This window comes from Desulfatitalea tepidiphila, assembly GCF_001293685.1.
GTDB classification, from domain to species: domain Bacteria; phylum Desulfobacterota; class Desulfobacteria; order Desulfobacterales; family Desulfosarcinaceae; genus Desulfatitalea; species Desulfatitalea tepidiphila.
Map to the genome: position 1 here is coordinate 618,810 of NZ_BCAG01000006.1, position 15,290 is coordinate 634,099.

Here is a 15,290-nt window from a genome sequence, read left to right on the forward strand (position 1 = left end):
GGTTTGGTGGTCTATTGGGGATTAATATATATAGATGGGGGCGGAGTGGAGGGATATAGGTGCGCAGTAAGGGGGGATTTAGGCCTGTATTTCAGCCGATATGACACACAGCATACAACTTGCTTGAATGATTGATCAATCCAGTCCGATGCCGATCATAAATTATTGACAACACGCCAACTTATGTTATCCTGCCCAGGTAATTTCCAAGTCGCCAGACCAACCCCACGAGCAGGTCAGTCAAATGCCGAGCAGAAAACGCCAGGTCCTCGATTGTCTCTCCAAAAGGACGCTGGCGGACCTGTCCCAGGCTTTTGGATACACGGGATCCTCCGCGTTAAACAAGAGTGAGTTGGCCGGTAGCAAATCGGCTGGAAAAGGGCTTGGTAAAACCGTCGAAGCTGGCCGAAGTGCAGTTGGACAATTTCTGCACCAAGATGACCGGAGACGATAAATGAATTCAGCCCTCGGAAACTCTGTAGACCGAGGTGTCAATCCCACCCGGGAAGCCGCTCAAACATCAAGGAATTCAGATTAGAACGGAGATATGCATGTCTAACGGAGATCTTAACTGGATCGCAAATTTTATCTGGGGTATTGCGGACGACGTCCTGAGAGACGTCTACGTTCGCGGCAAGTACCGCGACGTGATTTTACCCATGACCGTCATCCGCAGGCTTGATGCATGCCTGGAGTCGACGAAGCAGGATGTTCTCAGGATGAGCGAACAACTCGACAAGGCAGGCGTCGCCAATAAAGATGCCGCACTTTGCCAGGCTGCTGGTCCGGATGCTAATCACGCTTTCTACAACGACTCGCCGTTCACGCTTCGCGACCTCCAGGCCCGCGCCAAGCAGCAGCAGCTCAAGGCCGACTTTGAAGCCTACCTTGATGGCTTCAGCCCGAACGTTCAGGAAATACTCGATAAATTCAAATTCCGCAACCAGATTCCTACGCTGGTTGACGCAGATGCGCTTGGCCCGCTCATCGAGAAATTCCTTAACCCCGACATCAACCTCAGCCCACATCCGGTGCGCGATGCCGACGGCAACCTTCGCTTGCCAGGGCTGGACAATCATGCCATGGGCACAATCTTTGAAGAGTTGATCCGCCGCTTCAACGAGGAGAACAACGAGGAGGCCGGCGAACACTTCACTCCCCGCGACGTTGTCCGTTTGATGGCCAACCTGATTTTCTGGCCCATCGCCGACGATATTCAGTCTGCCACATACCGGGTTTACGACGGCGCATGCGGTACCGGTGGAATGCTAACCGTGGCAGAAGATACCCTTCGCGATCTCGCCAACAATAGGGGCAAGGACGTCTCCATCCATCTGTTCGGCCAGGAGGTCAACCCCGAGACCTACGCCATCAGCAAGGCCGACCTGCTGCTCAAAGGCGAAGGCCAGGGTGCTGAGAATATGAAGTTCGGTTCGACGCTCTCCCGTGACGCCTTTCCCTCCGGCGAATTTGACTTTATGCTCTCCAATCCGCCGTACGGTAAGAGCTGGAAGATGGACCTCGACCGCATGGGCGGCAAGAAGGACATGTCTGACCACCGCTTCGTCGTGCAGCACGACGGTGACGAACTGTCACTCATCACCCGCTCCAGCGACGGTCAGCTCCTGTTTCTCGTCAACAAGCTGACAAAGATGGTCGAGGCCAGCGATAAGAGTCCCCTCGGCAGCCGTATCGCCGAGGTCCATAACGGCTCTTCCCTGTTCACCGGTGATGCAGGTTCGGGCGAGTCCAACATCCGTCGCTGGATCATCGAGAACGACTGGTTGGAAGCCATCATCGCACTACCGTTGAATATGTTTTACAACACCGGCATCGCCACCTACATCTGGGTACTCACCAACTCCAAACCGGACCACCGCCAGGGCAAGGTCCAGCTCATCGATGCCACAGGGATTTATCACCCCCTTCGCAAGAACATGGGCGCGAAGAACTGCGAGCTTTCCGACGACCAGATAAAACAGATCTGCGAGATGTTTCTCGCTTTCGAGGAGACCGAGCAGTCGAAAATCTTCCCTAACAAGGCCTTCGGATACTGGAAGATTCGCGTCGAACGCCCCCTGCGTCTGCACAGCCAGCTGACCCGCAAGGCGATCCAACGCCTGCGCTACGCTTCTGGTGACGAGGACATCCGCCAGGCCCTACACGAGGAATTCGGCGATGGGCTTTTCGAGGATTTCTCGTCTTTGCGCGAGCCGGTTGAGCAGACCCTCAGCGACTGGAGCAACAATGGCAACGAGGACTCCGACGGAGACGAAGACAGCGACACGCCCAGACGAAACACCATCCCGGAGAAGAGGCGTAAGAAGCTGCTCAAGGGCGAAACCTGGAAGCGGGATAAGAAACTCTACGATGCTGCCCGCGCACTGCGGGAGGAACTTGGCGATGACCTCTTCACCGACCACAACATTTTCCGCGAAGCCGTTAGCGATGGGTTGAACAAACTGGGCATCACCCTGTCCGCCACCGAGCAAAAGATTATCCTCAATGGTGTGAGTTGGCGAGTGGAGGACGCCCCCCCGGTCATCAAGAGGTCCCACAGACCCGGCAAGACCGAAGTCGACCTCCTGCGAGGCTTGTATGCCAACCCTGACGGCGGTTCTGGACTGGTGCTGGAATACGAACCCGACAGCCAACTGCGGGACAACGAGCAAGTGCCGCTGCTGGAGGAAGGGGGTATCGAAGCGTTTTTCCGCCGCGAAGTCCTGCCGTATGTACCGGACGCCTGGATCGACGAGTCAACAACGAAACTTGGCTACGAAATTTCCTTCACCCGGCACTTCTACAAGCCGCCAGAGATCCGGCCGTTAGAAGAGATCAAGGCCGATCTGCTCAAATTGCAGGAGGAAGGTGAAGGCCTGTTGGAAACAATCGTGGGAGGGAAGAAGGCATGATTGACACGATGAAGCCTTATCCCGAATACAAGGAAAGCGGGCTACCGTGGATCGGCAGCATTCCAAAGCACTGGGACAGTTTGCCCCATCGGGCGATTTTTGAGGAGATCAAGGAACAGGGGCATGTTAATGAACCACTTCTCTCTGTGACGATTGGTAGAGGCATTATCCGTCAAGAAGACCTCTTGGCGAATTCGTCCAAGAAGGACTCGTCCAATCTCGACAAGTCAAAGTACAAACTCGTTGATCCAGGCGACATCGCCTACAACAAGATGCGCGCTTGGCAGGGATCGGTGGGCGTATCAAAGTATCGTGGGATTGTTAGCCCAGCCTATATCGTACAACGGTTGCGAGGCGATCTCAAACCAGACTATTTCCACTACCTTTTCAGAACACCAGGCTTTGCCAAGGAAGCGGAGCGTTGGTCCTACGGCATCACCTCGGATCAATGGAGCCTGCGCCCGCAGCACTTCAAGATGATCTATTCGTGTGTGCCACCGCTCTACGAGCAAGAATTGATAGTTGGATTTCTCCGTAAACTTGACCGGCAAGTCCTACGCTTCATCCGCAATCGGTGGCGGCTGATTAACTTGCTGAACGAGCAGAAGCAGGCCATCATCAACCGGGCCGTGACCCGCGGCCTCAACGCCGACGCCCCGCTGAAACACTCCAAAGTCGACTGGCTCGGTGATATACCCGAATCCTGGACGCTAAAACGATTCAAATATGTTGTGAGTATCCGAAGTGGTCAAGTTGACCCGAAGATCGCTCCCTATCGGGATTGGGTTCTGATCGCACCGGAACACATAGAAAAACACACGGGTGTTATACGCCTTCGTGAAACTGCTCATGAACAAGGCGCAATCAGTGGAAAATATCAAGTCGAACCAGGCGAAGTCATTTACAGCAAGATTCGGCCAGCGTTACGCAAGGCTGCTATAGCCGAGGAGAAGTGCCTCTGCAGTGCTGACATGTATCCTCTTGCTCCACGGCGATCCGAAATTTTGCCAGAATACTTGTTGTTGCTCCTGTTATACGGTCCAGCAACCAGATATCTGATCGATTACTCAATGCGTGTCGCCATGCCAAAGGTGAACAGGGATGCCTTGGGGAATTGCTGGCTTTGGTATCCCGATGTAGATACCCAGCGCGAGATCATGCAAAGTCTGAAGGACAAGCTGCTGCCTCTCAACACCTCACTCGACCGCGCCCAACGCGAAATCAACCTCATACGTGAATATCGCACCCGCCTTATTTCCGACGTGGTAACTGGCAAGATGGATGTACGTCATGTCTCCCCGCCGCCGGTCCGTGAAGACCTGGAAGAAATGGTCGAATCGCTTGAACCACTGAACGACCAGCCTGACGAGACAGATGAAGAATCTATGGACGGGGAGGTATTCCATGCCGACGACTGATACGAGCGAAAAAGGACTGGAGACACTGATCGTCGAGTCACTCGTAAAAGACGCGGGCTACGTCCTGGGCAGTAACGACGACTACAGCCGTGAACACGCGATTGACCTGGCGAAGCTTCAGGCGTTCCTGGAGGCTACTCAACCTGAAACTGCAGAAGCCCTCGTTCTGGATCAGGACTGCCCAAAGCGCACGCAGTTCCTCCACCGCTTAGACGGGGAGATTGCGAAACGCGGCGTTATCGACGTTCTCCGTAAGGGCGTTAAGCATGGGCCGGTGCGACTGGATCTGTTTTATGGCACGCCGACACCAGGCAACACCAAAGCGGCGCAGTTGCACGCGGTCAATATCTTCAGCGTGACGCGGCAACTCCGCTACAGCCGAGACGAAACCCGGCTTGCATTGGATCTGGCCATCTTCATCAACGGTCTTCCAGTCGCGACGTTCGAGTTGAAGAACTCCTTAACCAAGCAGACGGTTGACGACGCCGTGCGGCAATATAAGCGTGACCGCAGCCCGGATGAACCGTTGTTCAAGTTTGGCCGCTGCGTGGTGCATTTGGCCGTGGACGACCACGAGGTGCGGATGTGTACCCACCTCAGGGAAAAGGACTCTTGGTTCCTCCCTTTTAACCAGGGGTGGAACAACGGAGCCGGTAACCCGCCCAACCCACACGGGCTCAAGACCGACTATCTATGGAAACGAATACTAACCAAGCCAGGACTGACCGATATCCTGGAAAACTATGCGGAGATCGTCGAAGAGAAAGATGAACGAGGTCGAAAGAAACACCCCAAGCAGATATTTCCCCGCTTTCATCAGCTTGATGTTGTGCGTAAGCTTTTGGCAGATGCAGCAGCCAAGGGCATAGGCGAAAGATACCTCATTCAGCATTCCGCAGGAAGCGGCAAAAGCAACTCTATTGCCTGGCTGGCCCATCAGTTAATCGGCCTCGGGGATAGTGGGAAACCTACATTTGATTCGGTCGTGGTCATTACCGATAGGCGGGTCCTGGACAAACAGATCCGCAATACGATTCGGCAGTTCGCGCAGGTGTCATCAGTGGTTGGGGCGGTGACCGGCGACGCGGGTAGCAAAACCCAGCAGCTCAGTGGATTTCTGAGGTCAGGCAAGAAAATTATCATCTCCACAGTCCAGACATTCCCGTTCATCCTTGACGAGATTGGCGATGAGCATCGCGGGAAGAAGTTCGCCATCATCATCGACGAGGCCCATTCCAGCCAGGGCGGGAAAACCTCAGCGAAGATGCATATGGCGCTGTCGGACAAAGGTGGCGAGGACGACGAAGAGGAAACCTTCGAGGACAAGGTCAACAAGATTATGCAGTCGCGGAAGATGCTGGCCAATGCCAGCTACTTTGCTTTTACGGCGACACCCAAGAACAAGACGCTGGAAATCTTCGGCATTCCCTGCGAACCGGTAGACGGGAAGGTGCCCCATCGCCCGTTCCACAGTTACACCATGAAGCAGGCGATCCAGGAAGGATTTATTCTGGATGTGTTGGCCAATTATACACCAGTGGAGAGCTACTATCGGCTTATGAAGACCGTGGATGATGACCCTGAGTTTGACACGAAAATGGCCAAAAAGAAGCTGCGGCGGTATGTAGAGTCCCATGACCATGCGATCCGGCAGAAAGCTGAAATTATGGTGGACCACTTCCACGAGCAGGTGATTTTTCGGCGGAAGATCGGCGGGAAGGCGCGGGCGATGGTGATCTGTAGTGGTATCAAGCGGGCGATCCAGTATTTTTATGCGATTTCATCGTACCTCAAGGAACGGAAAAGTCCATACCGCGCGATTGTGGCTTTCTCGGATTTTGAAGAGAACGGCAAAAAGATCACCGAGGCCTCACTAAACGGATTCCCCAGTGGCAAGATCGAGGCCTATTTCAAAGCGGATGAAATCAGGGATTTTCCCGGCAAGGCACCGTATCGTTTTCTCATAGTAGCCGATAAGTTCCAGACCGGTTACGACGAACCTCTATTGCACACAATGTACGTGGACAAGATTTTATCCGGCATTAAAGCTGTTCAGACCCTGTCCCGACTGAACCGGGCCCATCCACTGAAAACCGATACATTCGTGCTGGACTTCATTAACGATGCAGACACCATCACGATGGCCTTTGCCGACTATTACCGCACGACGGTCTTGAGTGAAGAGACCGATCCAAACAAACTCCACGACCTGAAAGCGGTGCTTGATGGGTATCAGGTCTACAGCGACTCGAAGGTCGAAGAGCTGGTTCGACTTTTCCTCGAAGGAGAGGATCGTGACAAGCTCGACCCAATCCTCGATGCGTGCGTTGCCGAGTACAACGAGAACCTCGACGAGGACGGTCAGGTGGACTTCAAGGGGAAGGCCAAGGCCTTCATCCGAACATACCAGTTCCTTGCCTCCATCCTTCCCTACACGAACGCCGAATGGGAGAAACTGTCGATCTTCCTGAACTTCCTGACCCCTAAGTTGCCAGCGCCCATCGAGCAGGATCTATCTAAAGGCATTCTTGAATCCGTCGACATGGACAGTTATCGTGCCGAGGTGCGGCAGACAATGAAACTCACGCTGGCAGATGAGGATGCCGAGATTGGACCGGTTCCCGCCAGCGGCGGAGGGCGCAAGCCCGAGGCCGAACTGGACGCGCTGAGCAACATCATCAAGGCGTTCAACGACCGCTTTGGAAATATCGATTGGGAGGACGCAGACCGTATCCGTAAAGTGATCATCGAAGAGATTCCTACCCGGGTTAAAGCGGATCAGGCCTACCAGAACGCGATAAAGAATAGCAGCAAATCAGCAGCGAGACTTGAGCACGATCGGGCCTTGAAGAAAGTCATAGTCGGCATGCTATCTGACCATACTGACCTGTTTAAGCATTACAGTGATGATCATAATTTCAGAAAATGGCTATCGGATATGATTTTTGGAGTCACTTATCATGAGCAAAGGGTGTAATAAATGGACGCAGAATAGCCTTCCTACCGTTAACAGATTGGCATCGATTCAGATTAGAGGATTTGTTCCAGACACCTTCAAGGGAAAGGGATTCAACCTACGGATTGAGGATACTGCTGAGATCGAGGCCTTCTATAGCAACGAACAGATCGACACGGGGCTTCAACTCCGAAGGCTATCCGTTGATTTCGGTGCGCGGTGAGTTGGCGAGTAGGTGCCGACCTGGGGATCGTGTCCTCTTGACCGTCGAAGCGGCGACCAGGTCGAACGGCAAAAGTGGCATTAAGAACGCGGATCTGCAGGTCCTCCCGGATACACGGGAGCAGGTCCGTACGATCGAGGGAACCGTTGTCGCCCGCAAGTGTGAACACTGCGAGCATCACGAGATTGGAATAGAGACGAGTGAGGGTGAGTATGTGCCTTTGCAGCCGGGAACTAAGGTACAAATCAAAAAATGACTTCTATGCCGGTACTGTCTTCTCTTAATTCAAGTCTTCTTGGATGCTGGAGTGCCCGTCTTTTTTTCATCGTATGGGACCTGAAAGACAATGGGTTTTTCGGAACGAACCCATGGGCCGAAGGCCACAGCATGCAGCGGCGGAAGGTTAGGTATCAAGGCGACGTGTTCTGGGCCGAATATGTTCCGGAGAAACCCCAAACTTGTATCATCGTAGCAAGTGAAGCTGATGATTGTGTTGCATTGCGTAAGCACACTCTTACTGACCGTTGCTGTCCTTTGCGCCAGCACCAATAAACCCACTCCATATTTCCTGCCTTGAAGGGCTATTTGAGCGATCTTACCTACGAGCCCTTTAGAGTCGAAATCGCCCAACCCCATTGTGTTTGCCTCGGGCATTACCGTATGCGCCTCTTCAACAACGATGAGAATAGGAGGGCACGCTCCGAGATTCTCCCGTGCACACTTTAAAAGGCAAGTCATGTAAAGCTCAGTTATCCAAAGAGTAGCCTTGGTATTGGATATTTCCTCTAATCGAATCAGACCAAGGTGGGAACTATTGTCTTTAAGGATGAATTTTTTGATCGAAGCAGTGATCTCCTCTCTCAAACTAGTAGCAAACTGGTTCAGTGCTTTCTTCTCACCTGGAGCTCCGTATGTGCCTGTCTCAACATCAAATAGCTTCTTTGATAGATCCTTGGCGGTATCCTCTTCTACCGACAAATCAACGGGGAGTAAGTCTGAGAGCCGCCCTTCATACTGAGCTGTCAGATCGATACATACGACTCGTATTCCGTTTCGAAGAGCGTGGCGAATCATATCGAAGGCCAGTTCTGTTTTGCCTGATCCTGTAACTCCCAGAAGGGCAGTGTGGACGTTGTAGTGGGAAATGAAGTCGCCACCGACTTTAATACATGATTTTGGGATATCTCCAAGCACAAAATCGCCATCAGCTACAGCTTCAGCCTTCACTTCACACCCTGGGTATGATGTGAAAACTGGAGTATTCATCCCTGGTAGCCAATCATACTTCTTGAAGCCTGTTTTTTCGACCAGAGTGCCAAGTTGGGTAGCTGTCGCCACTTGAAAGCCATGCTTGTCAGAGGCAAACGACTCTTCTTGCGTCTCTCCTTCGATTATTTGATAGTAAACTCGATCCCCATTAACGTTGCACCAAACGAGCATACCATGGTGACAAGATTCCTGCTTAAGAGTTTCAAACTTTATAGCTCCAATCGATGATCGTTCAACCACGAATCCGACCAAGATCGCATTTGGGCCGCCACCAAGCGCTTGTGTTATTTCATCTCGATTAGGTTTGGGTATGTCCTCCTCTGGGCAAAAAACACAATTTTTCAGGTTCTTTGGTACTGGAGCCTTTATGTCCGTTACGAGTCCAGTTGCTAACAATCGTCCATCCTGAAACTGTGAATAAAGGGGCTGCACCCAATTTGAATCTCCACTTGGGAGAACGCTGATGTAAGGCTGATCTGGACTCCATTTAGTCTCTCCGTTCAGAGCAACTCGGAGAATATTTGGACTATCAATTCGCGAAATCTCACCGAACGATTTTGACGATGGGCCGCCCGGATCAGTCCATGAGCTGAGCAATTCAGGAACCTTTAATGGCCAAATAGCGATAAAGATGCCCCAGAAGATTATTAGGGCAAGAGTTATTGGCTCTTGTATTGAGTAAAAGAACCACAGCCCCGCAATAAACACGACGGTAAACAATACTCGAGATTTCCCCAGTGTAACGGACGGCCGATAAGTATGTCTGGCGACCCAATCCCTCCACTCCGAAAGTTCGGAACCAGAGCTGACGGCCACACATGCCAAACTCAGGGAAAAAACCAACAAACAGTAGGCACTGACTATCAGCCAAGGCAGACGAGGCGCTTGGGAGTAAACGGTAAGCAGTGTGATGAGCCCCATAAGGGAGTTCACAACAGCGTCCGCAGGTTTTGTATAGTGATGTTCCAGAAGTGCTGATCCAAGTACGATTAATAGAAGAGCATTTTGGAACATTAGTGCCTGTCTTGGATCCTGGGGAAGAAGGCCCCCTGTGAAGTGCAGAGAGAGAAATAATATTCCAGCGGTCGCTACCAACATGATGGTAATTCGTACCCATGGCGCTACTCTTTGGGAATCTGACATTTTTTCCCTCCGTATGGTGTTAATAAGAGCCTGTATTTGTTGAAACAGTCAAAGGTGCAGGACGATATTTGATAGGGACCCGCGAGCACCATATCAACCCAGAATTTACGCGTCAACTTAGTGGGTTGCAGAGATTATCATCTGATAATCCTGCGGTCATGGTGAGGTCATCTTGACTTGTTATGTTGGCCATGAAGCTGATCAAGAAAACCAAGCCGTTCTGCTTCCTCCTACCAGCCGGGGAAAGATCCACACAATGGGTCTTGCCCCCTTCCCATTCTCACTCCTTATCGAACTCAGTTGTCAAAAGGTAGACACTGAAAACAAGTCCTTGGCGGTAAGGTTGGCTTTATCTGCGCTCTTGAGTGTGGGTGAGGTTATTCTGCACTGCAGGATTATCTCCGATTTCTCCCAGTATGCACCTTTGAGCGTGTCTTTCAAGCTCTTTGAAACTATACCAAAGCGATAGTAACCTGACCAATCCTCAACCTCAAGATGGTAGGTTTCGAACACAGTGGTTTCCCTCCCGCTCTTCCGAACCCCCTTTTTGACTCCGGCCATGGTTTGCCTCCTTTCTGGAAACTGTTCCCGCGTTGAGCCCTCGTTTTCCTGAGTGAGTAGCGTTTTTTTAACGATCTCCCGAAAGCCATACTTTACCCTTGGCCCGCCGTTTTGTCGAAAAAATCGGGAGCCAGCTCGCTGTTTTTGGCACTGGAGGCGAATTCTGGTGGCAGGGCGCCGGCACATACCAGCGCTTACCTTAATATATACAGGGTCGACCGGTACATATCCGACTCCGGGATGATGGTGATGAACTGGGCACCACCCCTGTGTGACTGTGCTGTTTCAACACAGTCATTTTTTGTGCGTGCTTACAGTGCCTTGCAATGGCATCATGGGAATTCAAATACCCCAGCACGTCACACAAGTCCTTGGCGGTGAGCACCTTGGCTGCGACTCATTCTGTGGGCCTTTGAACCAGGGGGGTTGAATTTTTTCTTGAGTGTGTTGCTGGTTAGGATCTATGGTGACGACAGTGATCCTTCCTCATGTTCAGGGTGAACATACCATGATACGACTTGATTCATCGCAGGTCGCGGAAGCCAAGCGGCAACTTGAGAGCCGGCGAAGCATTCTGGTGAGGCTGGCAAATGATCCGTCCGTGAAAATGGATGATCTTGATCGTGCGGAGATTATAAAGTATCTGGCCAGCGGTCGGCGGCCAGAGCAGCCCAGCGACATCCCCTCACTCATGAGATCCTTCATCAAGAGCTGCTACACCTACTCGGTCCTGCGAAAGTATGGCACTCGGGTCCTCGGCCAAATCCCTACACCAGGTACTATTGGCCTGCTCCTTGAGATGGTGTTTGCCGAGAGCTCATTTCTGGATGATGAGACGTGGTATCCCAAAAACTTGTACGCCGTTGCCATGAACATCCAGCGACAAATGCAGTTCGATTTGACGTCCAACCAACCTATGCCCCGCATGCTACGAGTGATGTTGGACGGCTCAAAAGAGATGGCAAAGCGCCTTGCGAGTGGGCTGCAGCCTTTCTATGAATTAATCGAGCAGGTATCGGCCTCCAGCCCTGAGGCAATGTGGAAATTTGTCGTTAACTTTGCCAAGCCCATCTACAATGTGGGTCCGGCGTTGATCTGCGATTTCATAAAGGAGATCGGATTCGTCCGCTTCGTCAAGGTCGATCACCATTTTCTTGGGCAGTTCAAGGGGCTGTTCGGAGGGTATGAGGACTGCAGGCACCTGAGCAACAAGAGGCATTTCCTGCTATCGCAGTGGCTGGCAGATGCCGTCGAGATCGAACCGTACTACCTCGACAGGATTCTATACGAGTGGGGCAGGTACGGTTTTCAGTTATCAAATTACGGCCGTTCATCCCCCCAATAACTCGCACTCACATGTCAACCGGCGGCCGATCTTTTCCTCGATAACATCCTGTGCCTCCATGTCGTCGTAGCCCCACTTACGACAGTATTGTTCAAGATACTGAAATGGCCGCCAGTTTGGATTTCGAGAGTTGTGTTCCTGACCGCAATAATATCGCATCTCTTTCAATATGCCATTTTCGTCCATCACCTTATATGATTGGAGATTTTCCCGAAGTAGCTGGAAATATCCCTCTATAAAACGCTTGTAAATTTCTGGCTGGTCAAGCTCGATGTACGTTTGGCTGGGCAACTTGAATGTGTTACGCATATATGAAGTCCTCCTTTTTTGAAAATTTGGCAGTGCTGCCTGGATTGGCAAACATACAGTGCCAAAAAATTTTTATCTTAAGATAATATTATAGAAAGCCGATAAGAATTTTAATTTTAAAAAAAAGCAAAATTTGATTAACAGATAGGTTCATTTTTAATGTTTTAAAATACTCCTATTTGTTCATAAAATTTTCAAACAAACACTTTTTTAAATACGAAAATATTTATTGATAGAAACATAAAATTTGCTAACTGATCCCAATGATCATTCAGTCGTAAAAAGCTTTAAATAATTTTCACAATAAACATAAAGGAGAAGAATAAAGAATGTCAACTAATACGAGAACTTATGAAATAGATAACCAAAATGTTAATTTTTATAACTCTGAAAAACATAAGTTGCCATGCTGGAAATGTAAAGTTAGAGGAACTTGTTTTAAGGAAAATATTGCTATTGAAAGTGAGGATAAGGATTCTACAGTTACGCTGGATAAGCCTTGTGTCGATGCTATATTAACAATGGACCTTATCGACCTCGCTGACGGACTTGAAGCACCTATAGAATTTATAGATAAAAAAGACTTAGCAACACTATTTAATGACGCTTTATATGCTTGTGATCTAGACCATCCCTCAACTATTGGTGAAACTTTTACACAGGTAGGCTATGCGATGTTTATCAGAATTGTTCAAAGAGATCCCAATTATGTCCATAATGGTTATGATACCGCATATTACCGCTTAGGAAATTTATTTGTTTCTGTGTTTAAAGATTTCGATAATGCAATAGATTTATACTCTCGGGCCATCAATTTAACCACTCAAAGGGGAGATGCATATATGAAGCGCGGATATTGCTGGCTGGAAAAAAATGATTCAGAAAAAGCACTTGCTGATTTTAGAAAAGCAATACAGATCGATGGAATTTTAACCCATGTCCACTACCAGAGTTAGAGACGGTGGATTGATTGGATCTCTCTCAGGCTGCCATTTTGGTCCATGACCTTGTATTGTTGGAGCTTTGACCGGAGCAGCTGAAGATATCCCTGCATAAACCCTTGATAAATTTCAGGTTGATCCAGGTCGATGCATGTTTTTCCGGGTGATGTGTTTGCGTTGTGCATTTAGGAGTCCTCCTATAAAAAGTTCCAGGCGCCTGGTGCTGGTGCTAGCAGAATCGCTTTTCGTTTTCAGCCAGAAAATTTGGAACAATGAGAAGCGCGTCTGTAATCCGCAGATTGTGATCTGGAATCGTGGTGTTTTTTCAATATCCGAGCGCTTATCCACTTCAATCAATCAACACTCCTGGGATTCTTGATCGAAATCGCCCTGATACTGCCCACGCCTGCCGCAATTTACCATAATAGAAACAACTATTTTACATATCCCCAATCGATATCATTGATGTCCGAATAACCAGAATCTACTATAACCATATTACGATTTCTGAGGTTAGCTAACTTGTATCCCATCCATCGTTTTGATTTCCCAGATTTCACGATAACTGGCATCATGGCGACCATTTTCTGAATCTCACCATCAACCAGATAAGGTTCGCCACTCTTCACCAATAGATCCTTGAAAACTTCGTCCACTCGACCTTTTGTTCGTTTAGTTTCCCCAGTGAGCAAGGCACTTTCGTCCCAATAATTAACGCCCTTATGTTTGAATGCCCGTGCACCATTATCAAAACAGACGTTTCGGATTGCCTCTGCATCTTCCCGCTCTCCGATTAACGGCATGCACATAGCACGAACGAAAACACCGCCCGAGGCAAATTTCTCTATCACCTTTAACCTTTTGGAAACGGATGGAGCCCACCCTTCCATTTTACGTCTTCGATTTTCATCAAGTGTAGTAATTGTGATTTCAAGTTGAACCTGATCCGTCATATCGCGGATAATGTCTAAATGCTTGTAGATCATGTGACTTTTGGTGACCAGGTGCACCATCCATTTATTATCATTTTCCCAATGCTTTCTGAAAACTTGAAGCACTTCGGCCATGATGTCGCGCTTGAGTTCTTTTTCCACCTTAGCTATTACTAACGGCAGATATCCCTCCGTAGCAGGGTTCACCTGTACCCTTTTTAAATGCTGAGGCAAATGCTTGTATTTTTCCAGTTCCTTATCCAACTTATCTGCAATCCAGAGTTTTACTTTTGCTTCAATTGGAAATTCAGCTTGGAGGTTGAAAGGGTATCCTTGAACATAGCAATACTGGCAACCAAAATGACAGCCGATACCGGTATTCAAGGTGAAAGGAAAATTGTGACTGTCGATTTCTTTTTGCTTGGTGAGGGCCGTGCCAGGTTTATCATGAAAAATAACAGTCTTTTTGGTGTCCGCTTTCTTTTTTGGTTCGGGGACTTTATGGAAAGCAGGGATGACGATATCATCCACAATCTCTTTTACGTTGTCATCTTCAGATCTTTTTTGCTTTGATTCCACGATTGTTTCAGTATCCATAAACGCTCTCCTGTTGTTTTTATTTTTGGCGGCACCATCAATTCTCTGATAATTAACAGTGCACCGCCATATTTTTCTGCACATTTGAGGACCTGTTTGATTAGAATCGGCAAATTATCGGAATACTAAAGAATAGCTATCCAAAAAAAGGGAATAAACCTACTGAAACACCCGCAGGGATTTGGTGCGATTTCATCTCAGTACCTTCCTTATGTTTCCTCCTGCCGATCTTTTCGGCCCTTCAGGCTGTGTGTCGGGAGCTACCGGCCATAAAGCGTCTTGACGCGCAACGCAAGATTCGCCACTGGTATTGGGCGTCAGTTTTCACTAATCGTTATTCGGGCGCTGTGGAATCCACCAGCGCGCGCGATTTCCTCGACTTGAAAGCCTGGATGGACGATGATGATGTCCGGCCACCGATGCTGCAGGAATTCCATAACAATTTTAGGAACATCGACTTACGCAAAGAAACAAAAAAGGAACATCGATTTATAACGGTATTTTCAATTTGCTCGTTTTGCAGGGGGCAAGAGATTGGATGACAGGAAACGTGCCGTCATATGGTGATCTGGACGATCACCATATCGTACCTTCATCGCGTGCTGACAATGGCCTCAAAAGCATCAACGTTCACACGATCCTAAATCGAACTGCGGTGGTCCCCAAAAACTGGACAATGTGCTA

The 15,290-nt window shown here is 49.5% G+C and carries 11 protein-coding genes; 5 read left to right on the plus strand and 6 right to left on the minus strand.

Annotated features, from left to right (window positions below):
- The first annotated feature begins 551 nt into the window (after positions 1 to 551).
- The 3 genes from DFT_RS22715 to DFT_RS22725 are packed head-to-tail and all read left to right on the plus strand — an operon-like array spanning position 552 to position 7,307.
- Positions 552 to 2,912 carry a type I restriction-modification system subunit M gene (locus DFT_RS22715; protein ID WP_054033618.1) on the plus strand — a complete coding sequence of 787 codons (2,361 nt, stop codon included), beginning with the start codon at positions 552 to 554 and terminating at the stop codon, positions 2,910 to 2,912.
- Positions 2,909 to 4,330, plus strand: a complete 1,422-nt coding sequence (locus DFT_RS22720; RefSeq protein ID WP_054033620.1) for a restriction endonuclease subunit S — start codon at positions 2,909 to 2,911, stop codon at positions 4,328 to 4,330. Before DFT_RS22715 ends, DFT_RS22720 begins: the two co-directional genes overlap by 4 nt.
- Complete coding sequence (locus DFT_RS22725; protein WP_054033622.1) at positions 4,317 to 7,307, plus strand: type I restriction endonuclease subunit R; 2,991 nt, start codon at positions 4,317 to 4,319, stop codon at positions 7,305 to 7,307. The genes DFT_RS22720 and DFT_RS22725 overlap by 14 nt, the downstream gene beginning before the upstream one ends.
- A gap of 487 nt (positions 7,308 to 7,794) precedes the next feature.
- On the opposite strand, the gene DFT_RS22740 is transcribed toward DFT_RS22725, so the two are convergent.
- The 3 genes from DFT_RS22740 to DFT_RS27410 all read right to left on the minus strand — a co-directional run bounded on the left by DFT_RS22740 (position 7,795) and on the right by DFT_RS27410 (position 10,867).
- Positions 7,795 to 9,921, minus strand: coding sequence for a helicase HerA domain-containing protein (locus DFT_RS22740; RefSeq protein ID WP_054033627.1), 2,127 nt, complete (start codon positions 9,919 to 9,921; stop codon positions 7,795 to 7,797).
- A gap of 303 nt (positions 9,922 to 10,224) precedes the next feature.
- Positions 10,225 to 10,482: a hypothetical protein gene (locus DFT_RS22745; protein WP_054033630.1), complete on the minus strand. Its 258-nt coding sequence runs from the start codon at positions 10,480 to 10,482 to the stop codon at positions 10,225 to 10,227.
- Positions 10,483 to 10,681: 199 nt separating this feature from the next.
- Complete coding sequence (locus DFT_RS27410) at positions 10,682 to 10,867, minus strand: BRO family protein (RefSeq protein WP_369688342.1); 186 nt, start codon at positions 10,865 to 10,867, stop codon at positions 10,682 to 10,684.
- Positions 10,868 to 10,990: 123 nt separating this feature from the next.
- Here DFT_RS27410 and DFT_RS22750 point away from each other — a divergent pair, with 123 nt between their 5' ends.
- The gene (locus tag DFT_RS22750) at positions 10,991 to 11,827 is read left to right on the plus strand and encodes a hypothetical protein (protein WP_054033632.1); all 837 of its coding nucleotides are present in this window, start codon (positions 10,991 to 10,993) and stop codon (positions 11,825 to 11,827) included.
- Here DFT_RS22750 and DFT_RS22755 read toward each other — a convergent pair.
- A complete protein-coding gene (locus DFT_RS22755) occupies positions 11,813 to 12,136 on the minus strand; it encodes a hypothetical protein (RefSeq protein ID WP_054033634.1) in 324 nt (107 codons plus the stop codon). The two genes, DFT_RS22750 and DFT_RS22755, sit on opposite strands and share 15 nt — an antisense overlap.
- 329 nt (positions 12,137 to 12,465) lie before the next feature.
- Between DFT_RS22755 and DFT_RS22760 the strand changes: the two genes are divergently transcribed.
- Positions 12,466 to 13,092, plus strand: coding sequence for a tetratricopeptide repeat protein (locus tag DFT_RS22760; RefSeq protein ID WP_054033636.1), 627 nt, complete (start codon positions 12,466 to 12,468; stop codon positions 13,090 to 13,092).
- Between the two features lie 114 nt (positions 13,093 to 13,206).
- On the opposite strand, the gene DFT_RS26040 is transcribed toward DFT_RS22760, so the two are convergent.
- Together DFT_RS26040 and DFT_RS22765 are read right to left on the minus strand one after the other, a co-directional pair.
- Positions 13,207 to 13,434, minus strand: a complete 228-nt coding sequence (locus tag DFT_RS26040) for a hypothetical protein (RefSeq protein WP_152972124.1) — start codon at positions 13,432 to 13,434, stop codon at positions 13,207 to 13,209.
- Positions 13,435 to 13,511: 77 nt separating this feature from the next.
- Positions 13,512 to 14,606, minus strand: a complete 1,095-nt coding sequence (locus DFT_RS22765; RefSeq protein ID WP_054033638.1) for an SPL family radical SAM protein — start codon at positions 14,604 to 14,606, stop codon at positions 13,512 to 13,514.
- Between the last annotated feature and the right edge of the window lie 684 nt (positions 14,607 to 15,290).